General features: G+C 37.9%; 25 protein-coding genes and 1 pseudogene. 16 read left to right on the plus strand and 10 right to left on the minus strand.

The genetic code is table 11. The features are described from left to right. Positions 1-75: 75 nt before the first annotated feature. The 7 genes from F886_RS16335 (at position 76) to pal (ending at position 6,630) form a co-directional block, all read left to right on the plus strand. Positions 76-1,410 carry a M20 family metallopeptidase gene (locus tag F886_RS16335; protein ID WP_005307549.1) on the plus strand — a complete coding sequence of 445 codons (1,335 nt, stop codon included), beginning with the start codon at positions 76-78 and terminating at the stop codon, positions 1,408-1,410. 212 nt (positions 1,411-1,622) lie between these two features. Next, positions 1,623-2,030, plus strand: a complete 408-nt coding sequence (gene ybgC / locus F886_RS16340; RefSeq protein WP_004699892.1) for a tol-pal system-associated acyl-CoA thioesterase — start codon at positions 1,623-1,625, stop codon at positions 2,028-2,030. A 23-nt stretch (positions 2,031-2,053) separates the two neighbouring features. Next, positions 2,054-2,752 (plus strand): protein TolQ, encoded by a 699-nt coding sequence (gene tolQ, locus F886_RS16345; protein WP_004790660.1) that lies wholly within the window; start codon positions 2,054-2,056, stop codon positions 2,750-2,752. Next, a complete protein-coding gene (gene tolR / locus F886_RS16350; RefSeq protein WP_004790658.1) occupies positions 2,752-3,204 on the plus strand; it encodes a protein TolR in 453 nt (150 codons plus the stop codon). The genes tolQ and tolR overlap by 1 nt, the downstream gene beginning before the upstream one ends. Positions 3,205-3,207: 3 nt before the next feature. Beyond that, a complete protein-coding gene (tolA, locus tag F886_RS16355) occupies positions 3,208-4,668 on the plus strand; it encodes a cell envelope integrity protein TolA (protein ID WP_005307554.1) in 1,461 nt (486 codons plus the stop codon). 93 nt (positions 4,669-4,761) lie between these two features. Further along, entirely contained in the window at positions 4,762-6,042 is a 1,281-nt protein-coding gene (gene tolB / locus F886_RS16360) for a Tol-Pal system beta propeller repeat protein TolB (RefSeq protein WP_005307557.1), read from the plus strand. A 27-nt stretch (positions 6,043-6,069) separates the two neighbouring features. Next, positions 6,070-6,630, plus strand: coding sequence for a peptidoglycan-associated lipoprotein Pal (gene pal / locus F886_RS16365; RefSeq protein ID WP_004643699.1), 561 nt, complete (start codon positions 6,070-6,072; stop codon positions 6,628-6,630). Positions 6,631-6,685: 55 nt separating this feature from the next. Here the strand turns inward: pal and F886_RS16370 are convergent, their stop codons facing one another. Beyond that, positions 6,686-6,871 (minus strand): NF038105 family protein, encoded by a 186-nt coding sequence (locus F886_RS16370; RefSeq protein WP_004790651.1) that lies wholly within the window; start codon positions 6,869-6,871, stop codon positions 6,686-6,688. 184 nt (positions 6,872-7,055) lie between these two features. On the opposite strand from F886_RS16370, the gene F886_RS16375 reads away from it, so the two are divergent. The 5 genes from F886_RS16375 to F886_RS16395 all read left to right on the plus strand — a co-directional run bounded on the left by F886_RS16375 (position 7,056) and on the right by F886_RS16395 (position 10,326). Continuing rightward, positions 7,056-8,027, plus strand: coding sequence for a class 1 fructose-bisphosphatase (locus F886_RS16375; RefSeq protein ID WP_004790649.1), 972 nt, complete (start codon positions 7,056-7,058; stop codon positions 8,025-8,027). 59 nt (positions 8,028-8,086) lie between these two features. Then, a complete protein-coding gene (locus tag F886_RS16380) occupies positions 8,087-8,863 on the plus strand; it encodes a TrmH family RNA methyltransferase (RefSeq protein WP_005307562.1) in 777 nt (258 codons plus the stop codon). Positions 8,864-9,022: 159 nt separating this feature from the next. Beyond that, positions 9,023-9,637 carry an RNA polymerase sigma factor gene (locus F886_RS16385; protein WP_005307565.1) on the plus strand — a complete coding sequence of 205 codons (615 nt, stop codon included), beginning with the start codon at positions 9,023-9,025 and terminating at the stop codon, positions 9,635-9,637. Further along, complete coding sequence (locus tag F886_RS16390; protein ID WP_004643705.1) at positions 9,627-9,947, plus strand: hypothetical protein; 321 nt, start codon at positions 9,627-9,629, stop codon at positions 9,945-9,947. The genes F886_RS16385 and F886_RS16390 overlap by 11 nt, the downstream gene beginning before the upstream one ends. Continuing rightward, positions 9,937-10,326 (plus strand): DUF3106 domain-containing protein, encoded by a 390-nt coding sequence (locus F886_RS16395; protein WP_004790640.1) that lies wholly within the window; start codon positions 9,937-9,939, stop codon positions 10,324-10,326. The genes F886_RS16390 and F886_RS16395 overlap by 11 nt, the downstream gene beginning before the upstream one ends. Before the next feature lie 96 nt (positions 10,327-10,422). On the opposite strand, the gene F886_RS16400 is transcribed toward F886_RS16395, so the two are convergent. The 4 genes from F886_RS16400 to cxpE all read right to left on the minus strand — a co-directional run bounded on the left by F886_RS16400 (position 10,423) and on the right by cxpE (position 16,973). After that, positions 10,423-12,858, minus strand: a complete 2,436-nt coding sequence (locus F886_RS16400; RefSeq protein ID WP_005307568.1) for a CSLREA domain-containing protein — start codon at positions 12,856-12,858, stop codon at positions 10,423-10,425. 15 nt (positions 12,859-12,873) lie between these two features. Beyond that, positions 12,874-14,724, minus strand: coding sequence for a rhombotarget A (gene rbtA, locus F886_RS16405; protein WP_005307571.1), 1,851 nt, complete (start codon positions 14,722-14,724; stop codon positions 12,874-12,876). Positions 14,725-15,060: 336 nt separating this feature from the next. Further along, entirely contained in the window at positions 15,061-15,759 is a 699-nt protein-coding gene (hda, locus tag F886_RS16410; RefSeq protein WP_004790634.1) for a DnaA regulatory inactivator Hda, read from the minus strand. A gap of 20 nt (positions 15,760-15,779) precedes the next feature. After that, positions 15,780-16,973, minus strand: a complete 1,194-nt coding sequence (cxpE, locus tag F886_RS16415; protein WP_004790632.1) for a chloramphenicol efflux transporter CxpE — start codon at positions 16,971-16,973, stop codon at positions 15,780-15,782. 135 nt (positions 16,974-17,108) lie between these two features. On the opposite strand from cxpE, the gene purM reads away from it, so the two are divergent. Both purM and purN read left to right on the plus strand, forming a co-directional pair. Beyond that, positions 17,109-18,179, plus strand: a complete 1,071-nt coding sequence (gene purM, locus F886_RS16420; protein WP_005307576.1) for a phosphoribosylformylglycinamidine cyclo-ligase — start codon at positions 17,109-17,111, stop codon at positions 18,177-18,179. After that, entirely contained in the window at positions 18,176-18,805 is a 630-nt protein-coding gene (gene purN, locus F886_RS16425; protein ID WP_005307579.1) for a phosphoribosylglycinamide formyltransferase, read from the plus strand. The genes purM and purN overlap by 4 nt, the downstream gene beginning before the upstream one ends. A gap of 63 nt (positions 18,806-18,868) precedes the next feature. Here the strand turns inward: purN and F886_RS16430 are convergent, their stop codons facing one another. Both F886_RS16430 and sppA read right to left on the minus strand, forming a co-directional pair. Beyond that, positions 18,869-19,678, minus strand: coding sequence for an alpha/beta fold hydrolase (locus F886_RS16430; RefSeq protein WP_005307582.1), 810 nt, complete (start codon positions 19,676-19,678; stop codon positions 18,869-18,871). 21 nt (positions 19,679-19,699) lie between these two features. Then, positions 19,700-20,716: a signal peptide peptidase SppA gene (sppA, locus tag F886_RS16435; RefSeq protein WP_004790623.1), complete on the minus strand. Its 1,017-nt coding sequence runs from the start codon at positions 20,714-20,716 to the stop codon at positions 19,700-19,702. 133 nt (positions 20,717-20,849) lie between these two features. Between sppA and F886_RS16440 the strand changes: the two genes are divergently transcribed. After that, entirely contained in the window at positions 20,850-21,833 is a 984-nt protein-coding gene (locus tag F886_RS16440; RefSeq protein WP_005307585.1) for a lysophospholipid acyltransferase family protein, read from the plus strand. On the opposite strand, the gene F886_RS16445 is transcribed toward F886_RS16440, so the two are convergent. The 3 genes from F886_RS16445 to F886_RS16455 all read right to left on the minus strand — a co-directional run bounded on the left by F886_RS16445 (position 21,786) and on the right by F886_RS16455 (position 26,216). Beyond that, positions 21,786-24,218, minus strand: coding sequence for a DNA internalization-related competence protein ComEC/Rec2 (locus F886_RS16445; RefSeq protein ID WP_005307588.1), 2,433 nt, complete (start codon positions 24,216-24,218; stop codon positions 21,786-21,788). The genes F886_RS16440 and F886_RS16445 overlap by 48 nt on opposite strands. A gap of 83 nt (positions 24,219-24,301) precedes the next feature. Then, complete coding sequence (lolD, locus tag F886_RS16450; protein WP_005307591.1) at positions 24,302-24,988, minus strand: lipoprotein-releasing ABC transporter ATP-binding protein LolD; 687 nt, start codon at positions 24,986-24,988, stop codon at positions 24,302-24,304. After that, positions 24,981-26,216, minus strand: coding sequence for a lipoprotein-releasing ABC transporter permease subunit (locus F886_RS16455; protein ID WP_004790618.1), 1,236 nt, complete (start codon positions 26,214-26,216; stop codon positions 24,981-24,983). Before F886_RS16455 ends, lolD begins: the two co-directional genes overlap by 8 nt. Positions 26,217-26,365: 149 nt before the next feature. Here F886_RS16455 and F886_RS20695 point away from each other — a divergent pair. After that, positions 26,366-26,446: pseudogene (locus F886_RS20695) on the plus strand (PilZ domain-containing protein); the annotation flags it as partial. Positions 26,447-26,457: the final 11 nt, after the last annotated feature.

Genomic DNA, 26,457 nt, shown 5'->3' on the forward strand with positions numbered 1-26,457 from the left:
AATATTTTCAAAAACTGAATTATAAGAAATCTAGATATTAAATCTTATGAACAATAATATTTTTAGGATAAGGACATGTATAAGAAAGCCGCTTTACTTTTGCCACTCATCTTAATGAGTCAACTGAGCCTAGCAGATTGGGTTAACGATGCCGCTCAACAAAATGAAAATCAAGTCATTCAGCTAAGACAAAACATTCACCAACACCCTGAACTCGGCAATATGGAATTTAAAACGTCTGCCCTTGTTCAAAAAGAATTAAAATCTTATGGCATTCAAGTCAAAACAGGCTATGCGAAAACAGGTGTAATTGGCATCTTAAAAGGTAATAAACCCGGCCCTATTATTGCGCTTAGAGCGGATATGGATGCTTTACCTATGGAAGAAAAGAGTGGTGTTTCATTTGCCAGTAAACAAAAAGCAATTTATCAAGGTAAGGAAACCTATGTAATGCATGCATGTGGACATGATGCACACACTGCAATGTTATTAGGCGCAGCAAAAATTTTAGCTGCGAATAAAGATAAAATATCGGGCACAGTTATTTTTGTTTTCCAACCTGCTGAAGAAGGTGGTGCAGATATAGATAACTTTACTCAGGGTGATCAAATCGGTTCACGAAAAATGATTGCTGATGGTGCTTTTAAAGACTATAAACCAGAAGCTATTTTTGGAATGCATGTCATTGCAGGTATGAAAAGTGGTCATCTTTATTATAAAGATGGTGCCATTTTAAATAGTGCAGACCACTTACGTATTCAGGTCAACGGCAAGCAGGTTCATGGTTCGACGCCATGGTTAGGGAGAGATCCGATTTATGCATCGGCACAAATGATTAATAATTTACAAAGTCTTATTAGCCGAAGAACAGATCTAACCCAAGGTATGGGCGTAGTCAGTATTGGCAATATTCAAGGTGGTGTAGCAGGAAATGTGATTCCCGAACAGGTCAATATGATTGGTACTATTCGCTCTAATAACGAAGAAATAAGAAATAACATCTTAAAAAGTTTACCAGTCATGATAGAGCGCAATGCTCAAGCCAATGATGTAACAGCTAAAGTTGAAATTGCACCTTATGCACCAGTAACCATGAATGATAAAAACCTTACTCAACTTATTCAGCCAACATTAGCCAAAGTTGTAGGAGATTCAAAACTACATGTGCTTGATCACAATGCAAGCGCTAGTGAAGATTTTGCCTATTATGGCAAGTTAATGCCCTCATTTTTTGTTTTTTTAGGGGCGACACCAGAAAATCAAGACTTAACTCAGGCTGCACCGAATCATAATCCCTATTTTATTGTAGATGACAAAGCTCTAAAAACTGGAACCGAGCTACATGTAAGGTTCGTATTAGATTATCCGAATATATCAAAACAAGTCCAAACTTCATGGAAGCCCTCTTAACTTAAAAAGCTTGCTAGCCATAAGATGTAGCGTTTTTAGATTAGAAATTCAGCAATCGCAATTGAAAGGTTGTGCCATAGGACTTAGTATGCAATCTGCTAAACTGCCCCGTATTTAAAAGCAGATGTATGGCTTTTGAATGGAACTAATGTTTTATTCAAAGCCATATTTTAAATATAAAGCTCTATAGTGAACTAAAACGGAATCCTCTCATGGCGAATCATTTTGAATTCAACATTCGTGTTTATATTGAAGATACGGACGCAGGCGGTATTGTTTACCATGCCAACCACATTCGCTATATGGAACGTACCCGTACTGAATGGCTCCGTGCTTCTGGCGTTGATCATTACTGGCATCAAAAAGACTACAACTTTGTCGTACACAAAATTGACGTAAAATACATGCGTCCTATTTTAATGGATGATTTAATTACTGTTACAGCACGTGTAGTTTCATGTAAAGCTGCGTCATTTGTGTTGCAACAAAATATTTATCGTGGTGAAATCTTGCTTGCTTCTGGCGAGGTTGAGTTGGCATGTTTAAGCAAAGAACTTGTAGCTCGTCGTCTTCCAGAAGAAATACGTGATCTTATTCGTAAAGAATTGGAACAAGACTAAAAAAACAACCGGCATATGTAACTATGGCAACAAACATTGAATCAACCCTGCATATTTCTGACCTTATTTTACAGGCAAGTCCAGTCGTTCAGTTGGTCATGCTAATTTTATTGTTAGCATCAATCTTTAGTTGGTATCTGATTGCCAAGTTACATATGAGTTATAAAAAAGCACATCAAGAAGATGAACATTTCCAGAAAATGTTCTGGTCGGGTGCTGAACTCAATACGCTTTACAACAATGCTCAGCTCAACTCAAAACGCTCAGGTCTTGAAGATATTTTTTATCAAGGGTTGAGTGAATTTTTTAAACTTAAAAAACGTCAGGCCCCTGTTTCACAAACAATTGAAGGGACTGAACGTATTTTACGTGTAGGTTTGAGTCGTGATCAGAGCCATCTAGAATACGGCTTAGGTACTTTAGCAAGTATTGGCTCTGTAGCTCCTTACATCGGTCTATTCGGTACCGTTTGGGGGATTATGAATGCATTTATCGGTTTAGCTGCTGTTGATCAAGTCACTTTGGCAACTGTTGCACCTGGTATTGCCGAAGCACTTATTGCAACCGCAATTGGTTTATTTGCTGCAATTCCTGCTGTATTGGCTTTTAACCACTTCACTTCTAAAAGTGAAAGTGTTTACTCTGATCGTGCTTTATTTGCTGAAGAGATGATTGCCTTATTGCAACGTCAGTCTGTGGGTTCATCACAGGAAGATGCATAATGGCAATTCAGCGTTCAGGGCGCTTTGAGCGCATAAAAAAACCACTAAAAAGTGATATGAACGTCGTACCCTATATTGACGTTATGCTCGTACTTTTGGTTATTTTCATGGTGACTGCTCCCATGATTACTAGTGGTATTAAAGTCGATTTACCTCAAGCAAATAACCATCCAATCGAATCAAAAGATATGCCAGCCATGGTCACTATTGGTAAAGATGGCAATATTTATCTTCAGTATGAAGATTACAAAGATAGTGAACCATTGTCTCGTGAAAAACTTGAAGAAGTTTTAAGCGGTGCTCAAAAGCAAGCTGAACAAGAAAATAAACAACTCACAGTTTTAGTCAATGGTGATAAGTCTCGTCCTTATGGAGAAGTCGTATCATTGATGGCAAGTTTACAAGAAGCAGGTTTAACTCAAGTTGGCCTTCTGACAGAGCCTTTAAAATAAGCTATGAATAAAAATCAAAAGCCACACTTTAAACAAAATGCGATTGCATTGAGCTTCACACTAGGAGTTCATGCAATTGCCATTGTTGGCTTGCTTTTTTTAGGCTTGAGTAAACCACCTGAACAGCCAAAAAAGCTAACAACTATTTTAGTTAAGCCAGAAGATTTACCTCCTCCGTTAGCCAAAGAAGTTGAACAAGAGACTACAGCTACAAATGAAGCAAAAGAGGTGTTAACCCCTATTGTGGATGAAACGCTTCCTGAAAATCTTCCGGCTACGCCCCCTCCTCCGACCGCTCAACAACTTGCTGCTCAAAAGCAAAAGGTCGAACAGGCACAGCAAGCAAAATTAGCTGAACAAAAGCGTAAAGCTGAAGAAGCTGCAAAAGCTAAACAAGCAGCAGAACAGCAACGTATAGAGGAAATACAAAAGCAGCAAGCTGAAGCTAAACGCCAAGCTGAGGCTAAAATAAAATCCGAAGCCGAACAAAAACGTAAGGCTGAACAAAGTGCAAAAGCTGAAGCAGATGCCAAGGCAAGACAAAAAGTTGCTGAAGAAGCTAAACAAAAAGCAGAGACCGATGCAAAGCTAAAACGTGAGGCTCAAAAAGCCGAAAACGCTAAACTTCGAGCACAGCAAGAAGCTAAGCAAAAAGCTGAAGCAGATGCTAAAGCTAAACAGCAAAAAGCTAATGACGACGCTAAACGCAAAGCTGAAGCAGATGCTAAAGCTAAGCAGCAAAAAGCCAATGACGATGCTAAACGTAAAGCTGAAGCAGACGCTAAAGCTAAACAGCAAAAAGCTAATGATGATGCTAAACGTAAAGCTGAAGCAGATGCTAAAGCTAAGCAGCAAAAAGCCAATGACGATGCTAAACGTAAAGCTGAAGCAGACGCAAAAGCTAAACAGCAAAAAGCCAATGACGATGCTAAACGCAAAGCTGAAGCAGACGCAAAAGCTAAACAGCAAAAAGCCAATGACGATGCTAAACGCAAAGCTGAAGCAGACGCAAAAGCTAAACAGCAAAAAGCTGACGACGCTAAACGCAAAGCTGAAGCTGATGCAAAAGCTAAGCAGCAAAAAGCTGCTGATGATGCTAAACGTAAAGCTGAAGCTGAGGCCGAAGCAAAAGCTGCATCTGCTCAAAAAGCGCAAGAAGAAGCAGCTCAGAAGAAAGCTGAAGCCAAAAAAATTGCTTCTTCAGCTAGACGTGATTTTGAGCAAAAAATTCGACGCTCTTGGGATGTTCCGACTGGCAGTAGCGGTAAAACAGTTGGTGTCCGTTTTACCCTTTCAGACTCAGGTAGCGTTAATTCTATTGTGATCACACGTTCAAGTGGCGATGATGCTTTAGATGCAAGTATTAAGGCCGCAATTCAAGCATCTGCACCATATCCTATGCCATCAGACCCTGATGCAAGACGCGAAGCAAGAAGTGTTAACTCTACATTTAGAGCGCAATAATTTTGAAAGAGTTACATGCTTTAAATAGTTTAAGGCATGTAACTATGCTACAAAATCAACAGTCACAAAAATACCTGCTATGACTTTAAACTTATGAATACGAGCCGCAAACACCTGCTATCTTTAGCATTGATCACCGCCTTAAGCCCTATTGCTTCTACAACTGCTTTTGCCCAGTTATATCTGGAAATTGCCAAAGCACCAGATCAGGCACCAAAAATTGCTATTGTCCCGTTTAACAATGACAATGGGCTTTCTCCTATTGTTGAAACTGACTTAAACCGTTCTGGACGCTTTACAAGCTCATCTAAAAATTTGCCTGTCAATGCTGCAATTAATCAGATCCAAGCTTCTGACTGGCAAGCTGCCGGAATTCCATATGTAGTTACTGGACAAATTAAACAAACAGCTACAGGTTTTGAAGTTCATTACCAACTTTATGATGTACAAAAGCAACAATACATTTTAAATGAACTTTTAAATGTACCCGCTTCACGCATACGTCAAGCTGGCCATATGGTGAGTGATGCTATTTATCAGGCACTTACTGGTATTCCAGGTGATTTTAGCGGCCGTATTGCATATGTACTCAGAAACCCTGCCACCCCTGCAGAGCGTTATACTCTACAAATTGCAGATACCGATGGTGAACAGCCAAAAACTGTTTTGTCATCTCGTGACCCAATTCTTTCTCCGGCATGGACACCCGATGCCAAGAAAATTGCTTACGTTTCTTTTGAAACCAAACGTCCAGCAATTTATCTACAAGATTTATCTACTGGAACACGTGAAGTACTCACTAGCTTTAAAGGCCTAAATGGCGCACCGAGTTTTTCACCTGATGGTCAATCAATGCTATTTACAGCATCTATGAATGGCAATCCAGAAATCTATCAAATGGATTTATCAACTCGCCAAGTTAAACGTATGACAAACGACTCGGCAATTGATACAGAAGCACGTTATACACCAGATGGAAAATCGTTTATTTTCACTTCTGACCGTGGTGGTTCAGCCCAAATCTATCGTTATACCTTTGCTGATGGTTCTGTAAAACGTCTAACGTTTAAAGGTTCATTTAATGCACGCGGAACTTTGAGTGCAGATGGCAAAAAGATTGCTCTTGTTCATCGCCCAAGTGGCAGCAGTTATAAAGTTGCAATTCAGGACATTAATACTGGCATCACCAATATTCTTACTCCAACCAGTTTAGACGAATCACCAAGTTTCTCACCGAATGGGCAAATGGTGGTCTACGCGACTCGTGAAGGTAACCGTGGCTTGTTATCTATCATGTCTACTGATGGACGTTTCCGTATGAATTTACCAAGTGAACAAGGTGAAGTACGTGAACCAGCTTGGGCACCAAAATAACTTTTAATTCCATTGATGGAGAAGATCATGAAATCAATCAAATATTTAGCTTTACCCTTTCTTAGCGTAGCACTTGTAATGACGGGTTGTGCTAGCCGCAAACCAGCAGCAACTACTGCAACTGGCACGAATCCAAGTACAGTTAACACTTCTGGTTTAAGTGAAGATGCGGCATTAAATGCTCAAAATTTGGCTGGTGCTTCATCGAAAGGTGTAACTGAAGCAAATAAAGCTGCTTTGGCTAAACGCGTTGTTCATTTTGATTATGACAGCAGTGATTTATCTACTGAAGACTATCAAACGCTTCAAGCTCACGCTCAATTCCTTATGGCAAATGCAAATTCAAAAGTTGCATTAACTGGTCATACAGATGAACGTGGTACGCGTGAGTACAATATGGCTTTAGGTGAACGTCGTGCTAAAGCTGTACAAAGCTACTTAATTACCAATGGTGTGAACCCACAGCAACTTGAAGCTGTAAGTTATGGTAAAGAAGCTCCTGTGAATGCAGGACATGACGAATCTGCGTGGAAAGAAAATCGCCGCGTTGAAATTAATTACGAAGCAGTGCCTCCTTTATTAAAATAAGGCATATGCAAAAAAACGCTCATATTTTATGAGCGTTTTTTTATAACAACAAAACTTAAGAAGATTTCTTTTCTTCTTCAGAATGTTGCATAGATTCAATCAAATCATGCTTATTAAAATCTTTATATTCAGGCTTAGCCTCGTAGTCTTTCCAAGCTTCCTGAACATTTTCTTTCGAAATTTCATCTAGATTGATTGGTTCACCTGCTGTTGGGGTCGCATCAAACTTCTTTGTTGTCATTTCGATTCTCCTAAAAATATACAGTCCCTTGTCATATAATCAACATACCATTTAAAATGGGTGTTGTAAGCATAAATCCAACACAAATAAAGTAAGATAATTTTTATTTTGTGACATTCTCATCTAGAATATGCCACGTATTTATCTGACTCATTTTGATGCTTGAAGCACAGGAGCTTTTTTTATGTCCAACCTCACATTGTCCCAATTTTTACAACAACAAAAAGGGAATCTAACACCTGAGTTGGCTCAAGTCATCGACACTATCGCCACCACCTGTAAAACGATCGATCAAGCCTTACAAAAAGGTGCACTCGCTGGTATTTTGGGTAGTGCTGGTAATGAAAATGTTCAAGGTGAAACACAGAAAAAACTTGATGTGATTTCTAATGACTATTTAATTGATGCTTTAAAAGTTCATCCACAAGTGGGTGGCCTCGCTTCTGAAGAGCTTGATGAGTTCACACCTGCACAAGAAAATGGTAAATATCTGGTTTTATTTGATCCATTAGACGGCTCAAGTAACATCGACATCAATATGTGTGTAGGCACAATTTTCTCTATTCTGCCTGCAAAAAATGCGGTAACCCAAGCAGAAGATTTCATGCAAGCAGGTACACAGCAAGTTGCTGCTGGTTACGTACTTTATGGCCCATCAACCATGATGGCCTTAACTGTAGGAAATGGCGTAGTATTCTTTACTTTAGACCCAGAAACTCAAACATTCTTGCTTACTACTGACAATGTTCAAGTTTCAGCAGATACTCAAGAGTTTGCAATTAACGCATCTAACCAACGTCATTGGGAAGAACCTGTAAAACAATATATTGATGAATTACTTGCAGGTAAAACATCTGTACGTGAAAAAGATTTCAATATGCGCTGGGTAGCATGTATGGTGGGTGATATTCACCGTATTTTATGCCGCGGCGGTATTTTCCTTTATCCGTACGACTTAAAAGATCCGAAAAAAGCAGGTCGCTTACGTTTAATGTATGAAGCAAACCCAATGAGTATGCTGATTGAACAAGCTGGTGGCGCATCAACTACAGGTCGTGTTCGCATCTTAGATATTGAACCGACAGAACTTCACCAACGTGTTCCTGTAATTATTGGTTCTAAAAATGAAGTTGAGCGTGTAACAAGCTATCATTAATAATTTTAATTATTTAGGGCATCATAGTATCATGATGCCCTTTTGTTGGATATTTTCTCATGGCGGTTATTTTTTTAGAATCAAAAGACAATGCAAAAATTAAACATTTGCGTGGATTAATCGAACTTAATAGCGCCCGAAAAAAGCACCAACAAACAGTCCTTGAAGGTACCCATCTCTGCTTGACGTGGCTACAACAGCAAAAGAAGATTTTTTCTTTATTTACGACCGAACAAGCATTAGAACATACTGATTTAAAAAAAATAATTGAACTGCATCAAGGTCATATCTTTGTTATTAGTGAAGTTTTATATAGAGATTTGAGTACATTAGGTACAAGCTTACCTTGCTTAGCTATTATTGATTTACCTAAAACTGCATCAACAATTGACTATAAAGTAGATACTTTAATTCTGGAAAATATACAAGATCCAGGTAACGTAGGCACATTGTTACGTTCAGCAGCAGCGGCAAATATTAAACAAATTATTTGCACTCAAGGATCTGCATCACTTTGGTCACCACGAGTTTTAAGAGCAGGCATGGGAGCTCATTTTAGCTTACATTGTTTTGAAAACTTTCAACTCACAGATATTCTTCCAAAATTTCAAATTCCAGTTTTTGTTACAAGCTCTCATCGCTCAACCAGTCTTTATTCAAAAGATCTTTCAAAACCATGTGTCTGGATTTTAGGAAATGAAGGCCAAGGTGCAAGTGATTACGCCTTAGATCATGCAGAATCTGTAACTATTCCTCAGCCTGGTGGACAAGAGTCTTTAAATGTAGCAATTGCAGGATCAATTTGTTTTTTTGAGATGGTTCGTCAACGCCAATAAAACGTTAATTTATTTTACATCTCACATATTTGTGAAAAAAATCAATTACACTAGTAAAAAATAACCGATTGTTGTCAACCTCCCACCTCTTTTCAACGTTATATAAGAGATATATTGAAGATAAGGTGGGTATGTCCAATGACAGGATTTTCCATCTCCATGGATTTAGCACCGAAAAAGTCTCGATCGGAAACATCTAGTGCTCATGCAAGCACGGCTGAACAACGCCTGAAAGTTTTCATGCAAGATGTTACTGGTCGTGCTTTGGTGATGATGGAGAGTGCTACCCAAGGTCAACAAGGTATTGCAATGGATTTGGTTCAAGAAGCATTTATTGCTTTACACAAATCTTATGCCGATAAAAGTACTGAAGAATGGTATCCCCTGTTTTATACTATTTTAAACAACAAACTTCAGGACTGGCGCCGCAAAGAATCTCGTAGAGCAAACCCATTTTCATTCTTCAAAAAAGTTAGTCTAGATAGTGACGACGATGAAGTTATTGATGTAGTTGATGAAAAAGCCATTAATCCTGCGGATTTTCTTGATCAAGCAGTGACTATCGAAGAAATTCGAGAAGCAATTTCAAAGCTACCTGTTCGTCAACAACAGGCATTTATGTTACGTGCGTGGGAAGGTTTTGACACACACACAACAGCTCAGATCATGAACTGTACTGAAGGTAGTGTAAAAACCCATTATCACCGAGCAATTCAGGGACTTAGAGAGTACTTAGCCCATTTAAATCCCTTGGGAGGTTCTGATGAATCATGATGATTTCACTAAAAAGGTGACGTCTAAACTTGATAGTTTGGCACATCACCATAAAAATAAAACAGTGGTCATGAATCATGTGCTTGACCATATTCAACAAAAACCAGCCTCTTTTTATAGTGTCTGGAAAATGTCTGGTTTTGCACTTGCAGCTGCGATCACAGGTTTTGTAATTTTACCTAATTCAGCAGATATTGTTGATAAGCCGCAAAATCAAGTGATTGTAAATCCTAAATTATCTCCACAAATGGTGGAAGATTTAGAAATGCTAATGGTCTTGGGTGAGGATAAAGTACAACATGGCAGCTAAAAAATTAGCACTTATCCTTTGTTCATTAAGTTTCCTGCAAACGAGTTTTGCAGGTTTTGAACGATTTTGGATTTTTTCTAAGGATGCCAATACACAAGTTGATGACACATGGAATGCTCTTTCTGAAGAAGAACAACGTGCAGTTATTAAACGCTACCAGAGCTTAAAAGAGTTACCAGCAAATCAAAGTACGAACCTACAGCAACGTATGGACTGGTTTACTCAACTCCCCGATGCTGAAAAAGAAAAAATGCGTGAAGCGTGGCAAAAAATGAGTACACAAGAGCGTAATGATTTACGCCAGCGTATGCTTAAAGCGAATGGCGAAGAAAGAACAGCTATTCGTGAAGAGTATATGAACAAGTATTTAGAACATTAAATATAACTCAGTAAAATTCGTACACTGTGAATTTAATGTCTTAAATAATTTTCTATAAAAAAGCCTCCAATTGGAGGCTTTTTTATTTTATATCGTTTATTTACGGTAGCGTCTATAGACCACTAAACCAAGTAAAGATGCTAAAGATAAAATTCCGATGCTACCACCTCCGCCTCCACTACTATTTCCACCGGCAGCAGTATTACTGCTAACTAAACTCAGAGTACCAGCATTTGAAATTTTATTATCAGCGTCATATACGTAATAAGTTAACGTATCATTGAAGTTATTAAAACTGTTCTTAGCCTGAATATAAATATTGCCGCCATAACAAGTATTATCCTTATCATCGCCTGGGCAAGGGCCTTCTCTATCTGCCTTAACTACTGTAAAAATTCCATCTTTTGAGCTTTTACTTGGTAAATAGATAGGCAAGTCTGCAAACTGAGGTTTATTTGGCTTTGTAATAAGTGTATTAGCTGGACCATCCCCATCATCATTTGCATATTTAAGTAAATTCAAAGGAATCATTTCATTTGCTAAATATTGAAATACGACCTTATTATCACTTACTACTGGTGCAATGTTATCAAACTTGGCTTCTATCAAACCTGTTGACTGGATAGTTCCATCCTTAGTACTTACGGTATACTTACAATAATTATTGTCACCAGCTGTTGTAATTAAATCATCTAATCTATAAAAAATAATTTGTTGTAAAGCCGCATTCCACTCACATTTAAGTACTTTTTCTTCCTTATCTTTAATATTATATACTTTATCATCGATTAGCCCGGTCCCAATTGTCTCGACTTTAATATTGTAGTCTGTGCTATTAAAAAACTTTAGAAGATGGCTACTATCTTCATTTGGCAAAGGTAAACCATTTGCCTTCAAATCAACATAAATAGCTCGATATTTTGCATTTGCTTTAGTTTGATCAAGAAGATTTTTATAATTTGCCAAATCTTTTTTTAGAGCATCCCACAAATATGAATAAAGTGGGTTAGTGAGATTTTTTTCTGCAGTATCATATTGTGTTTGATAGCCCTCAAGTAAAGTCTTAAGAGATGTGTTACCTAATCCTCTTAAATCACCAGCAGTCAGCGTCATTAACTCTACTGAACCTATATCACAGCTATTACGAGGAATGTTACTTGGCTGATAATATAGCTTATTAGTTGCAAGTCGAGCTAAACCACGCTGATCTATCTTAGCACATTCAGTTTTACCCTCAGAATCTACATCTATCAGATCCTCTTTTTTAGATGGCAATAAAGGAGAATTATTCAATGGAAAATAAAGCGGTAAGAAGCCTGTTACTGCTGTAGCGTCATGACGCTCAAGTAAAGAATTAAATGGAACACCTGAAATATCAATTGTCTTATTGGCTGAAGAAAGTACTTCTGTTGGTAAATCACATTTATCAGTATTATTACTTAAATTTAGTGCATTAAAAGATAATCTAAGACCCGAGTTCTTCAAATCAGCTGCTGAGCCTGCCAAATATCGACATGCATAACCACTTGGATTATATCCAATTATATTAAATGTTAATTCTTTTCCACCTAAACTATCATAGAGAAAAGTAGTATTGGCACTGTTTTGGACAATAGTATTATTTTGTAATTTTAAACTACTCCCCCCACTTAAAATGGTTGACGGATTCGTTGTAGTACCAGGAATCGCATCTCCTGTAAACTTCAAAATCACCCCATTTACAGTACTTGCCATGTTTTGAGCAATCGTGTTAATAGTAAACTTAGCATTCGGTTCGCCACAAAATTCAAATGTACTCGTAGAATTATTTGCACCATTATTGATAATACTTGAAGATGTAAAAGTAACATCTCGTTTCGCATATTCAGTACCATTAAAACAACTCATTGCTAGCACACTACCAGTTGCTGCCTGATTGCCTTGTACCAAGGAATGACTTATCGATAGGTCTACCTCATTGCCACCAAGAAAGATCGCTCCACCTTTCGGTGCTTGCGAATTCAAAATTTGAGTATTTAATAAGGTAACATCACCACCCGCATAAATAGCTCCACCTTGATTTGAAGCTATACCATTTTCTAAAATAATATTTTGCAAAAATAATGCTTTTTGATTTTCTGCTGTATTAAATATACGTGACTTGCCTGCTGCATTAATACGAGTTTGAAGCTCACGTAAAGCAGGATAATCATTTGTTAATACATTCTTTTCTGACCAGTTCTTATCTTCATTACGTTCACCATACCCATAAATAGAAATATTAGCATTTGGGACTAATTCTTTATTTAAAGTATAAGTTCCTGCTTTTAGTTGAATTACTTGATCTGTGTTAAGATTATAAACAGTACATCCATATGCTGATTTACGGGTTTCAGCAACTTTAATAGCTTCTCTTAATGAACATGCATTTGCATTTTCACCATCTTCATCAGCAAAAGTTGTAACCTCAATTCTTTGATTTGTGGTATCAGCAAAAAGTGGCATATTTGCAAGCACAGCTAATGCTAAGAATGCTTTTTTATAATTTTTCATAGTCCTCATCCCTGATTATGACTTGAAACGGCGCAAAGCAATTAAACCTAATAAACTTAAAATAAAGCCGCCACCAACACTACCTCCTCCCCCAGTACTGACAGATTTGTCTTCAATTCCAGATACAGGGTCCTGAACAATTCTTGTTGGAATAGTAATATATTGAAACTCTACGCCTTCATTAAAACGAGAAACGCTCGTAACAACCTGTATGCTAAAAATATCTGCACCATGCCAATTACCGTTTGGCGTATAAATTACATTCCCATTTTGATCTAGACTTATAGTGCCTTTAGAGATTGGAGTATCCAAACTTTGTTTAATTCGAAGACATCCGGGTTGCCATTCTTTTCCATCAGCCCGCTCGCCGAACAACCGCTTACACGTAGCTGGAGTCACCAGATCTGCTTCACTTAGAGATCCCAGAATATTAAATTTTGCAATTTGACCATATCTAATATCTTGACCTACTGATGATATTTCTGTATCTAAAATATATTCGATTGCACCAAGATCACACAGTTCATCATAACCGCTACGTTTTTTCCCACGTTGATCAACGGTTTCACAGCTCGCTAATCCGACTGAAGTGCCGTCACTATATAAACGACCTTTATTAATAATTAAGGAGTCAGCTAAAGTTTTATAACTTTCTAATAGTCGAGGTTTAAAAAAACCTAAGAAGCTATCTTTAGGAATATTAAAAGGACAAAACAAACCTTCTTTTGCTGTTACATCACAGACACCTTCATCTGCGCTACCTGCTATTAATTTTTCATTAGCCGGATAAAGAATATTAGGGAGCTTAGATGTCGCATTCCTATTACATTCTGTTGTCACTAAATTACTTTGTATAATTGCTTTATCAGTAGTACTAGCCTGACAGTTGATCGTATTTCCAACTAAAACACTATTTGAGATAGAAGCGTTACCTTGTGGGGCATCAAGAAATAGCCCTTTATCATTTTTGATCATCGTAATGTTATTAACAAACATTCCATCTTGAACATTTGCAATAAAGCCTACTTTATTGTGGAAAAAAGTACTGTTACTCAGTCCAGTAGCGCGCTGAGTTAAGTATCCACCTGTACTTGCATCATCAAATTTACTTGCACTGAAGAAAAGTGATCCAGCAGCAGAACTAACCTCATTGTCTCGAATTACAGACTGCGTGACCAAATACAAAGGCTGTTCGCTATAAATTACTCCACCTTGTGTTGCTTTATTATTTTGTATAAGAGTATTGGTAATAGTGACGAAACCATAAGTCTGGCCACTTTTCGTGACCAATCCTCTATTATAAATTGCTCCCCCTTGAGCTGCATATCCATCGATTAAACGAGAGTTTTGGATCTTTAATATTTCATGATTATCGATCAACCCACCAGTGACAGCTTTAGATTTTAAACCTGCACCTTGTAAATTAAGATCAGTTAGAGAAACAGAGAGTGATGCTTTTTCAATACTTTCATCATCAATTATAAATAACTGATCAGTACCAACCATTTTTATTGTAGCGTTATGCGAACCTGGTTGATCGGTATCAACTAGCGTAGAATCATTTTTAATAGTACTAATCGTTAAAGGGGCTGTAATCTTTATTTTTTCATTAAGTGTGTACTCTTTATCTCTTTGCAAAATAATATTGCTTGAGTCACTACTAGCACAGCCCCGATAACCATCTTTTACAGAAGCAACAACAGTAGAATCACTTGAATTACGCTTATTTATCAGCTCTACAGCTTCACGTAATGAACAGACTGTATTATCAACGTCTTCATCAGTTGTAGTTGTGACTTGAATATCGGCAGAATAAGCGTGTCCAGCAGCAGCCAATAAAGCAAAAGCAATGCTCCGTTTGAGCATACCCATCTCCTTACATCTTTTTTCATTTTTCTTTGTCAATATTGCAAAATTTCCGCTTTTGCAATCGCATCCTTTGTGCGTACTTTGTCACAGCAAGTAGAATTTCTCAAGACATTTTGGTCGGTCTGTAGAGTCATTTTTGAACCAGCTTACAAAAAGCTTCATACATTTAAAAAACTTTTTTAAATACAAAAATGTGAATGCTTAAAAATTAGAAAGAGCTTTAAAAAGATATAGAGGTAAGTGCTCTTAAATTAGAAATCTTGTGTCCGAGACACTATTTTTAATAGTTTTTTATGTGCGCAGGTGAGGCAATAAGACAAGATTAAAGAATATCTATGGTTGATATTCATCAATCAAAGCATAAATTTGTCTTAAAGTTGCATTAGAAAGTTTTGTCTTTTCGCCTTTGAGAAGTTTTTCTAATTGAGCAACTGTCTGTAGTAAAAGAGAAGCTTGATGAGGGCCATGTAATAATAAGTAGTCAACAATTTGCTGATCAAAATGGATACCACGTCTAGACATTACAGATGTAACTAAAGAGTAGCGGTCCGCATATAAGCTTCCACTTGGCACTTTAACACTAACGGCTTGCGTAAGTCGTGACTGTAAGTCTGGCAATTCTAACTTTAATTCGATAGGCGCTACACGTGAAGAGAATACTAGCTGTCCTTCGTGATTATTCATTAAATGGAAGACAGCTTTTTGCCAATGAGGCACACCACTAATTGATTCAATATCATCCAAAGCGACAAGATCATAATGCTCTAAAGAAGTAATTGCTTCGATAGGAGCATCGAGGAGTTCAAGCAAAGAAACTTTAATTGCAGATTTGCCTATTTCTAAATAGGAGTCACAAATTGCGGAAAGTAAGTGACTCTTTCCTGTCCCTGCTCCACCGTAGATATAAAACCTACTCACCAGACCAGCATGTAGTTGACGCACAGCATCGACTACATTCCCCCAACTCGGTCCCGAAAAATCACTGATTCGGGCATCAAGTTGAGGTTCTATATCCAGTTGGAGTTGACGCATATATTGAATTAACCTTGAAATTATTTCTGGTTAGGGGATTTCAGTTCATCTGTATCTTGCTGTGTTTTAACTTCAAGATCAAGCTTAGTGCTTTCGGTTTCTACATGAATTTGCTCAATATCGCCATGTTGGATCACTAATGTAGAAGGTGGGGCATAAAGTGAGCTTCTTTCATAATTCTCTCTTAAATGCTTCAACAACACTACAATAACAGCAGCAACAGGCAATGCAATTAACATTCCCAAGAAACCTGCAAGCTGTGCACCTGCCAATACGGCAAAAACAACTGCCACAGGAGATAAACCAATTTTATCACCCAGTAGGAATGGCTGAAGAATATAGCCCTCTACCGCTTGGCCAATCATAAAAACTACACCAACCAGTAATAAATGCATCCAATCCAAACCGAACTGGAATAAGCTGGCAATAACAGCTGCAATAATACCTACGGCAAATCCTAAATAAGGAATAATACTGGCAAGACCAGCTACCATACCAATAATAAGACCAACTTCCAAACCAATGAGCTGTAAACCAACTGCATATACGACGCCTAGTAAGAGCATGACGAGAAACTGACCTTTAACAAACGCTCCTAAAACGCTATGGCATTCACCAACGATCTGTAAAGTAGTTGCTTCATATGGGCGTGGAATGAGACGGCGTAAGTTTTGTAGCATACGGTCCCAGTCTAATAAAAAATAAAAAGCAATAATTGGAATTAGAACAACTGTTCCACCAATTTGAATAAAATTGAGACCTGATTGTGCAAGCTTTAATAAGACAGCTTGAATACTATCGGCACTGTAATTTGTCTGAACATAATCCATGACAGCTTTGGACATTTGGTCAGTATCAATTTCCATTTGCTGAACATTAAATGTCGAAGAAACCCATGGTAATAGTTCTGCATTAATCCAGTGAATGCCTGCTGGAATGCTATCTCGGGCGTAAACCAATTGTTTCCAGATCAGAGGAACCAAATACCATAATGCAATGGTTAGTGTTACACCGATTCCTATAAACACCACGCTAATTGCTAACCAGCGAGGCAATTTGATTTTTACCAGAACATCAACGAGTGGGCTGAATAAATAAGCCAGGAAAAAAGCACCGATAAAAGGAATGACTACAGGCTTGAGTAAGTACAATACCCATACCAGCAATACAATACCTGCGAGTAAAAGAATACGGCGCAGTATACGATCTTGCATAAAATCTAGCCTTTTTTGATTTAATCGTTATAAATGAAAAAATATTTTTATTAAAGATAGCATTTTCGAGCATAAATAACATAAGAGTTTCGTATATTCAGGTTATAATCTGCCGCCAATGCGGAGACTTCATTTATGAGCAACTCAACTTCTACCCCAAATACCGGTTTAAGCTACAAAGATGCGGGTGTCGACATTGAAGCGGGCGACGCACTGGTCGATCGTATCAAGTCAGTCGCTAAACGTACAAGTCGTCCTGAAGTAATGGGCGGTCTTGGTGGCTTTGGTGCACTATGCAAAATTCCTAAAGGTTATGAAGAGCCTGTTTTAGTTTCTGGAACCGATGGTGTAGGAACTAAATTACGTTTGGCACTTAATCTTAATCGTCATGACACAATCGGCCAAGATCTTGTGGCTATGTGTGTAAATGACCTTTTAGTTTGTGGTGCAGAACCATTATTCTTCCTTGATTATTACGCGACTGGTCACTTAAATGTTGACGTTGCTGCAAATGTTGTTACTGGTATTGGTAAAGGTTGTGAGCTTGCAGGTTGCGCACTTGTAGGTGGTGAAACCGCAGAAATGCCAGGCATGTATGAAGGCGAAGATTACGATCTTGCTGGTTTTGCTGTTGGTGTTGTTGAGCAAAGCAAAATTATTGATGGCTCTAAAGTAAAGTCTGGTGACGTACTTATCGGTGTTGCATCAAGTGGTGCTCACTCGAATGGTTACTCATTACTACGTAAAATCTTAGACGTTAAAAACGTTGATTTAACTCAAGTGATTGATGGTCGTCCTCTTGCAGATGTTGCAATGGAACCAACACGTATCTATGTAAAACCAGTTCTTGAACTTTGCAAACAAGTTGATGTGCATGCTATGGCACACATCACTGGCGGCGGTTTACCTGGTAACTTACCACGTGTATTACCAAATGGTGCTCAAGCGGTCATTGATGAAGCATCTTGGGAATGGTCTGAGTTATTCCAACTTCTACAACGCGAAGGCAATGTAGAGCGCTTTGAAATGTACCGTACGTTTAACTGTGGCGTAGGTATGGTCATTGCTGTTGATGCAAATGATGCTGAAAAAGCAATTGAAGTGCTTAATGCTCAAGGCGAAAAAGCTTGGAAAATTGGACACATCCAAGAAAATGCTGAATCAGTGGAAGGTGCAGACGAAAAAATTCGTGTGATCTTTGCATGATAAAAATTGCTGTTCTAGTCTCTGGGAACGGCAGTAATTTACAAGCCTTGATAGATGCAAATCTATCAGGGCAAATTGTAGGTGTACTGTCTAATAAAGCAGATGCTTATGCCCTAGAGCGTGCTCAAAAAGCCAATATTGCTACGGCCGTTATTTCTCATAAAGACTTTCCAACTCGTGAAGTGTTTGATGAAGCAATGCATCAACAGCTCTTAGCTTGGCAAGTAGATGTGGTTATTTTAGCCGGTTTCATGCGCATTTTAACTCCCACCTTTGTCAACAAATGGCAAGGGAAAATGCTGAACATACATCCTTCACTTCTTCCAGCTTATAAAGGTGTGAACACTCATCAACGTGTCTTAAACACAGGTGATCGTTTACATGGTTGTACCGTACACTTTGTAACGGCTGAACTGGATTCTGGTCAATCAATTGCCCAATCCGCTATTTCAGTTAAAGAACATGATACTGCCGCTTCATTAGCAAATCGAGTGCATGCACTTGAGCACTTTATCTACCCACAAGTAGCAGAGTGGTTATGTAACGGTCAACTTACATGGAAAAATGGGCAAGCCTATTTCCGTAATCAAATTCTTGAACATCCCATACGTTTTGCATCTTGGTAAAAGCTTGCTTAACGTAAATTAAAAAAGGACATGCATGCATGTCCTTTTTTATAAGTCTAAAAATTAATTTGGCTGATGATGAATCAATTTCTTTATAGAATTCACTGTATCAATAGGATGTTCTAGAGGAAACATATGCCCACCCTCAACCACAGTAAACGGAATTCCCATTTTTCGCTTTGCCATTTGAGGAAAGCCTCTTTTTAAGAAATCACTTCCTTTACCCACAACTAAATGCACAGGCATCTTAGGTTTTGGCATAGGTAGCCACCACCAAGAAGGGTTTTTACGGAAAATTGCAACTTCATCCTCACGAGAAATCGTTAAAGTTACTCCACCGCGAACCGAATCTTCTTTCAAAGCATAATTTATATAAGCCTGAAAACAATCTTCATCAAAATCTTTATAAAATCCTTTAGGACGTAGTAACTCAGCAGCCTGTTCTCTCGAGTCCCAATGTTCACGACGGCGTGCAGATAAACCTGCAGGAGTCATCGCATCAACCAATTTAGGACGAAATAATTTTGCCATGTGAAATGCAAATGAATATCGTCCTAAAATAAGAGGCGGATCTAACATAATGACTTGAGAAAAGAGTTCAGGACGCTGAAAAGATGCCATCAACGTTAAAACCGAACCAAGAGAATGGCCAAGTCCAATCACTTTACGTCCTTTCGCCTGTCGCACAATACTGTCAATTACCTGATCAACCAAAGCAGGCCAATGGTTAGTCACAGGATAACGTTTATCAGGACCAATCAGAGGAACATAAATAATGTCATATTCCCCTTTCAACTGGTCAAACAGTTTTTGATACACTTTTGATGGCACGCCATTCGCATGAGCAAAGTGTATAACTGGTTTCATTGACATACCGCTATCCTAAAACAGATTTTATTGTAATTTTGCGCTTTGACGAGTCTGCACTTCTTGAGCAATAGATTCACTTACCCCTTGCCCGATTTGTGCACCCATACGACCTAAAATGGATTGTAATGGGTTGCGCTCAATTGTGTAGTCAACTTTATTATCAAGGTTTAGTTCACGCATCAAGCTCGTAATGTTACCTGAACGGTCAGCAACGCCCAATTGGATTGCTTGTTCGCCAGTCCAGAATAAACCAGAAAAAATAGCTGGATCGTTCGATTTCAAACGCTTTCCACGCCCTTCTTTAACTGCAGTGATAAAGTGAGTGTGAACATTATCAAGAACAGATTGAATATGTTGCTTTTGCACAGGATCAATCGGTTTTGTCATACTTAAAATGTCTTTATTGGTTCCTGCAGTTAAAGTGCGATCTTCAATACCAAGTTTCTGAGCTAAACCAGTAATCCCATAGTTAGGCATGATCACACCAATTGAGCCGACTAGACTTGATGGATTGACAATAATCTCATCCGCAGCAGACGCAATATAATACGCACCTGATGCGCCCATATCACCAATTACAGCGTAAACCTTTTTATCTGGATGCTGTTTTTTCAAATAACGAATTTCCTGCCAGATTTCATCAGACTGAACTGGGGAACCGCCAGGCGAGTTAATATTAAGTGCAATAGCTTTACTATTTGAAGCTTCAAAAGCACGTTTAAGCGCTTTATTGGTATCTTCACTATTTACTGATTGATTACTCGAAGCATCAATAGTTCCAATAATATCCACTACTGCCAAATGAGCACTACTGCTACTTACAGCAGAGCCTTCTTTGCTGGTTGAACAGCCTTTACCCATGAGTACAATAATGAATAATAAATAAATAAAAGTTAATGTTTTAAAGAAGATTCCCCAACGGCGACTACGGCGCTGTTCCTCTACTGAAGCAAGTACAGCCTTCTCAAGAATTTGCCATTCTGGTCCATTTTGTTTAGGGATTATAGGTTCATTTTGTGGTTTTGGTGGCCAATCGGACATAAAATTCCAATCCAAATTAATCTAAAATGATGTCATTATATACGTTGATTTGATAAAAACTGTCTAAATAATATGATTTCATTTATAATAATTTTATCTTTTTTTAATTATTGCTTCCTTTTTACCGCGATAGATGACCAAATTAGATACAAAAAGCATGAACTACTACCTACTCAAAACTTTTAGCCGCCAGCCAATTCAATTTGGACGTTTTCTTGCTCGTATGTTGGCAGGGTTAATCAATACTTTAAAAATTACTAAAACATCAAAAAGTATAGAACTAAATCTACAAATCGCCCTTCCACATTTAACGCCACAGCAGCGAATAGAAATTACGCAGCAAGCTATTCGTAATGAAGTCACCTCATACTTTGAATTTTTAAGTATTTGGGGCTCATCAAATAGTAAGAATATTTCACGTATTCACCATATTGAAGGTGAACACTACTTTCACGAAGCACTTGCAGCAAAAAAAGGTGTGGTTTTGATTGTTCCACATTTTGGTACATGGGAAGTCCTGAATGCTTGGTGTTCACAATTCACTTCAATGACAATTTTATACAAGCCTGTAAAAAATGAAGATGCAGACCGCTTTGTTCGAGAAGCACGTAGTCGTGAACAAGCTCACTTGGTTCCTACTGACGAAACTGGTGTAAGACAAATTTTCAAAGCCTTAAAACAAGGTGAAACTACCGTAATTTTGCCTGACCATACGCCTAATGTCGGCGGCAGTATGATCAATTATTTTGGTGTTCCCCTAGCCTCAAGTAATTTAAGTACCAAGCTTATTCAAAAAACTAAAGCAAAAGCTTTATTCCTTTACGCGATTCGTAACGAAAATGACGGTTTCACGATGCACGTTGAACCTATGGATGAGAAAATCTACGAAGGTAGTGCAGATGATGGAACTTATGTCATTCATCAGGCTATTGAACAACTCATCCATCGTTATCCAGAACATTACCACTGGAGTTATAAACGTTTTAAAGCAAACCCTGCTTTAGATAATATTTATAATATTGATCCAGCTGAAGCTCTTCAAATTGTGGATAAGCTTAAAGCAGAAGCTTCACAAATTTCTGTGAAGCCAAGTACGCTCGAAACGTCGAGTGTATAAAATCATTTGATGATTCTCAGATACAAAACTTAATGTTCCTTGCTCAACTGTGCTTTTAAATGGAATATTAAGTTCTTGTATTCTCGCTAAAACTTCTTTGCTTGGATGACCATATCGGTTATTAAAGCCGGCAGACGCAATAACAAGCTTGGGGTTTAACGTCGCCAAGAAGTCATAGGCTGAACTATGCTTACTACCATGATGACCTAAGACCAAAACATCTACTTTTAAATCAGGATATTCTTTTATCAATTGATATTCTGCTTCCCATCCCGCATCCCCCATAATTAAATAATTTTGATAACCCCTTACTTGTTTTAAATGAATATAAACAACACAAGAATATTCATTTTGGTTAGTAGGAACTAAATTTAAATCATTTTCTTTAGGCCAAAGTATCTCAATATCTAACTGTGGATATTGCCATTTTTGCCCTTGATGACAATAGGTAAATGGTTCTTTCACCTTCTCTGCCCATAGCTGATTTGATATGACTTGTTTGATAGGAAATGCTTGAGCGATAGAAGGAAATGCCCCACTATGATCTTGGTCAAGATGAGATAACACCACATGATCTAGTTGCTTAATACCTTTCTGACGTAAATATGGAATTACTATATTTTGACCAATACTGAAAGCCTTCTCATCATAAGAACCACCCGTATCAATTAACCATGTCTGCTCTGGATGTTGTAGAAGAACCGCTTGTCCTTGGCCTACGTCTATAATATTTAATTGAATTTGCTGTGAGGTTTTATTCGGAATGACTAAGGCTAAACAACATATAAGACTCCATGATTTTGGTAAAATACCACGCGGTAAAAATAAAATAACAATGGCACAGCTTAAGCCTATCAAAGCCAGTGGTGTCAGACTAAAACCTTGCAACGGTAGAGATAATTTCTCTAAAAGACTAAAACATGTCAGCACCATACTGAGCAAAATATCATTAATCTGAAAAAGCGCATTTCCAACTGAATTAAAAATAAGCCACACACAAGCAGCGAAAATATTTAAAGGAACAATAACTCCTCCTAACAGAGGAACAGCAATAATATTTGTAAGAGGTGCTACCCATGAAATCTGTCGGAAGAAAATCAGCATTAGAGGACATAGAGCAATAAATATTTTGCCCTGAGATTCAATTAGGGTTTTAGCTAAAAGAATTATTCTAGATAGCAAACTCAATGAGGCAAGATTTGGTGCCTGTACTATGGTTTGATAAATGCGTAATAAAATAAAGCAAGAACCATAAGAGAGCCAAAAACCTGCTGACAAAACACTAAATGGATCAAAAAGTAAAAGTAGACTTGCGCTATAAACCAATAGCGAAAATGGCTTAACTGGCAGTTTGACCAACAATAAAAAGGCAAATAAAAATACTGAGAGTAAAGTTCTTAAGGCTGGAATTTCAAAGCCGACAAAAGCTGTATAAATCAAAACTCCAAAACATAACGGAATCATTGCTAAAAGTTGCTTGGGTTGCCACAAATAAAGCTGGAGATAATAACGTCGTACTAATTGATGTAATCCCCAAGATAACAAGATTGCAAAAATGAGGACATGAGGCCCTGAAATGGCCAACAAATGAGAGATTCCTAACTGTTTAAATTGATTTTTAATGTCTTCATTTAAAAGACTTTCATCCCCGGTTAAAAGCGCTAATAACAATCCTTTATTCTGAAATGAAGATTTTTTTAGCATTAATCTAAATTTTAGACGGAGTTTTTCTATATTTAATTGTTGTCTAGTCAAAAAATTTTGTTGCTGTTTTAAGTGATTTTGATAACCCAACCGATAAATTTCATTAGAGTTTAAAGGCTCAATATGCTGAATACTGAAACCTGACATTATGTTTCGTTGAATGAACCATTGTTCTTGATCAAAAACACCTGATACTGCATAACTATGGGCTGGTCTGGTTTTACCCGAAATCAGATAGTAGTGGCCTAATTGTAATTTTGGCTCCTCGATTAATGCACTCTCATTTTCATTTTTTAAATATAGCAACCAATTCACCGCATGGGATGACCGCCCTAGAACTTGAGAGAGTTGCTGTGTCTTATTATCTTTTTCTTCGCTTATTCGATCTATATAAACCACAATCTCTAAAGACTCAGGTTGCATCTCTCGTAGTTGTAGTCTTTCATTTAAGGCATGCTGAGCATACTGATGGCCTATAATAAAAAGGCTAAGACCACAGATTAAATAATAAACTCCTTTTAATATGGGACGATTTACAACAAGATGCCGCTTAAAAATATAAAACATTAAGCAGATAAAGAGCAAAACTTTACCTATCCAACCATATTGCATTATGAGAGGAAGATCTATTCCCATAAATGCAATACCTACAATCCACCCCAATAAAATAAGCTTTAACATTTAAAATCATATCGTTATCTTTTTAGGGGCAAAATTAAAGCCCAACTGAGTGGGCTTTAACAATGTGATTTAATGACAATTTTTTAAGAACCGCTTACCCAAAGACCATCTTCCATATGCAAGATTGAATCTGCTGCCTGAGCCAACTGCTCATCATGGGTCACAATAAGCATAGCCATATTGAGCTCTTTCTTAAGGTCAGTCAGTAATTCGAAAATACCAACAGCTGTTTTACGGTCCAAATTACCCGTTGGCTCATCTGCTAAAACTACGGCAGGTTTAGTGACTAAAGCACGCGCCAAAGCCACACGTTGGCGCTCACCACCTGACAGTTCACCAGGTTTATGATCCATACGGTGAGATAATCCCACTCGATCTAGTAAATATTCAGCTTGTGCCTTTACCGATTTGTATTGGCTGTCTGCTCGAAGCATTAAAGGCATTGCCACATTTTCAAGTGCAGAAAACTCAGGTAATAAGTGATGGAACTGATAAACAAAACCAAGGTATTTGTTACGTTGAAAACCACGTTCGGCTTCACCTAAATTATCAAAACGTTGACCATTTAAAAATACTTGCCCTTGTGTTGGTTGTTCTAGACCACCTAACGCATGAAGCAAAGTACTTTTACCTGAGCCACTCGCACCAACAATCGAAACAAACTGCCCTGCTTCAACTTGTAAAGAAAGACCTTTAATGACTTCAACCTTAGATTTACCATCATCAAAATGTTTATATATTTCTTTCGCTTCTAAAACAATTTTACTCATAGCGCAGTGCCTCGGCAGGTTGAACTTTGGCAGCACGAAGCGCCGGATAGATAGTCGCCAAGAAGCTTAAAAGTAAAGAAACAATCACGATAATCGTCACATCTTGCCATCTTAAATAAGAAGGAAGGTAATGCACGAAATAAGCATCGAATAGATTTAAGCCCAATACATTGTTAAACCATGAAATGATATCACTAATGGTTAAAGCTAAAATTACACCTAAAACTGTACCAGCAACTGTACCAATCACACCAATCACTGTGCCTTGCACCATAAAGATTTTAGTAATCATTGATGGCGACGCGCCTAATGTACGTAAAATGGCAATATCTGATTTTTTATCAGTCACAACCATGACTAACGACGAAACAATATTAAATGCTGCAACTACAATAATAAGTACAAGCAATAAACCAACTAGTGTTTTTTCCATTTGAATGGCATTAAACAGATTGCCATGCGTATAGGTCCAGTTCGTTGCATAGAAATTGCTTGGTAAACTTTTTACCAAGTCATCTGCAACTTGTGGCGCGGCAAAAATATCATCTAGTTTTAAACGAACACCTTGAGCACCATCAGGTAGGCGTAATAAGGTTGACGCATCATATAGGGCGATATAACCCACCATAGAGTCGACTTCAGCGCCTACACTAAAAATACCCACCACTTTAAAACGCTTGAAACGAGGTACAACACCGGCTGGAGATGGCGTTGCTTCAGGTAAAACCAATGTCACACTGTCATTTAGACGTAAGCCCAATGAATCAGCCATATCTTTACCAAGCACAATACCAAACTCACCCTTTTTAAGTGAATCTAGACTCCCGGCAACAATATGATTTTGAATGATAGAGACATTTTTTTCATATTTTGGGTCAATACCCGTCACCATAATACCAGCGACTTGCCCTTGCGCGGTTAACATACCTTGCAATTGGGTAAAAGGTGCAACCCCAGTTACATGTGGATGATGTTCAACTCGCTTTACCAGTTCAGGCCAATCCGTAAGGATTTGTGTAGATGAAACTGTCGCTTGCGGCACCATTCCCAAAACACGGTTTTTCAATTCGCGATCGAAACCGTTCATTACAGAAAGTACCGTAATCAGCACTGCGACACCTAGTGTCAAACCGACCATCGAAACCAATGCAATAAAAGAAATAAAATGATTACTGCGTCTTGCGCGAGTATATCTCAACCCTATATACAGTGAGATTGGTTTAAACATACCTTCTAAATCCAAGGTGATTGATGGGAAATAGCAGATGCTAATGTCAAATTACATTCACATTTACTATTTGGCCATATCGTTAGATGCTGTATTAAGGTTTAAAAATCAGTAAGTTCTGATCTTCCCTTAACAATCCTAATATTATATTGCTGCGCTATTTTCTACTACTTAAGTTAGGAGATCAATTTGATCATGCATTTCGCTACGAATTAGAACAATTTAATGAATAAGCTCAACA

It is taken from the genome of Acinetobacter sp. NIPH 542, assembly GCF_000369825.1.
GTDB lineage: Bacteria > Pseudomonadota > Gammaproteobacteria > Pseudomonadales > Moraxellaceae > Acinetobacter > Acinetobacter oleivorans.

Coding starts and splice junctions, on each gene's coding strand:
- F886_RS16335 (WP_005307549.1), top strand. CDS start 76: ATGTATAAGAAAGCCGCTTTACTTTTGCCACTCATCTTAATGAGTCAA.
- ybgC (WP_004699892.1), top strand. CDS start 1,623: ATGGCGAATCATTTTGAATTCAACATTCGTGTTTATATTGAAGATACG.
- tolQ (WP_004790660.1), top strand. CDS start 2,054: ATGGCAACAAACATTGAATCAACCCTGCATATTTCTGACCTTATTTTA.
- tolR (WP_004790658.1), top strand. CDS start 2,752: ATGGCAATTCAGCGTTCAGGGCGCTTTGAGCGCATAAAAAAACCACTA.
- tolA (WP_005307554.1), top strand. CDS start 3,208: ATGAATAAAAATCAAAAGCCACACTTTAAACAAAATGCGATTGCATTG.
- tolB (WP_005307557.1), top strand. CDS start 4,762: ATGAATACGAGCCGCAAACACCTGCTATCTTTAGCATTGATCACCGCC.
- pal (WP_004643699.1), top strand. CDS start 6,070: ATGAAATCAATCAAATATTTAGCTTTACCCTTTCTTAGCGTAGCACTT.
- F886_RS16370 (WP_004790651.1), bottom strand. CDS start 6,871: ATGACAACAAAGAAGTTTGATGCGACCCCAACAGCAGGTGAACCAATC.
- F886_RS16375 (WP_004790649.1), top strand. CDS start 7,056: ATGTCCAACCTCACATTGTCCCAATTTTTACAACAACAAAAAGGGAAT.
- F886_RS16380 (WP_005307562.1), top strand. CDS start 8,087: ATGGCGGTTATTTTTTTAGAATCAAAAGACAATGCAAAAATTAAACAT.
- F886_RS16385 (WP_005307565.1), top strand. CDS start 9,023: ATGGATTTAGCACCGAAAAAGTCTCGATCGGAAACATCTAGTGCTCAT.
- F886_RS16390 (WP_004643705.1), top strand. CDS start 9,627: ATGAATCATGATGATTTCACTAAAAAGGTGACGTCTAAACTTGATAGT.
- F886_RS16395 (WP_004790640.1), top strand. CDS start 9,937: ATGGCAGCTAAAAAATTAGCACTTATCCTTTGTTCATTAAGTTTCCTG.
- F886_RS16400 (WP_005307568.1), bottom strand. CDS start 12,858: ATGAAAAATTATAAAAAAGCATTCTTAGCATTAGCTGTGCTTGCAAAT.
- rbtA (WP_005307571.1), bottom strand. CDS start 14,724: ATGCTCAAACGGAGCATTGCTTTTGCTTTATTGGCTGCTGCTGGACAC.
- hda (WP_004790634.1), bottom strand. CDS start 15,759: ATGCGTCAACTCCAACTGGATATAGAACCTCAACTTGATGCCCGAATC.
- cxpE (WP_004790632.1), bottom strand. CDS start 16,973: ATGCAAGATCGTATACTGCGCCGTATTCTTTTACTCGCAGGTATTGTA.
- purM (WP_005307576.1), top strand. CDS start 17,109: ATGAGCAACTCAACTTCTACCCCAAATACCGGTTTAAGCTACAAAGAT.
- purN (WP_005307579.1), top strand. CDS start 18,176: ATGATAAAAATTGCTGTTCTAGTCTCTGGGAACGGCAGTAATTTACAA.
- F886_RS16430 (WP_005307582.1), bottom strand. CDS start 19,678: ATGTCAATGAAACCAGTTATACACTTTGCTCATGCGAATGGCGTGCCA.
- sppA (WP_004790623.1), bottom strand. CDS start 20,716: ATGTCCGATTGGCCACCAAAACCACAAAATGAACCTATAATCCCTAAA.
- F886_RS16440 (WP_005307585.1), top strand. CDS start 20,850: ATGACCAAATTAGATACAAAAAGCATGAACTACTACCTACTCAAAACT.
- F886_RS16445 (WP_005307588.1), bottom strand. CDS start 24,218: ATGTTAAAGCTTATTTTATTGGGGTGGATTGTAGGTATTGCATTTATG.
- lolD (WP_005307591.1), bottom strand. CDS start 24,988: ATGAGTAAAATTGTTTTAGAAGCGAAAGAAATATATAAACATTTTGAT.
- F886_RS16455 (WP_004790618.1), bottom strand. CDS start 26,216: ATGTTTAAACCAATCTCACTGTATATAGGGTTGAGATATACTCGCGCA.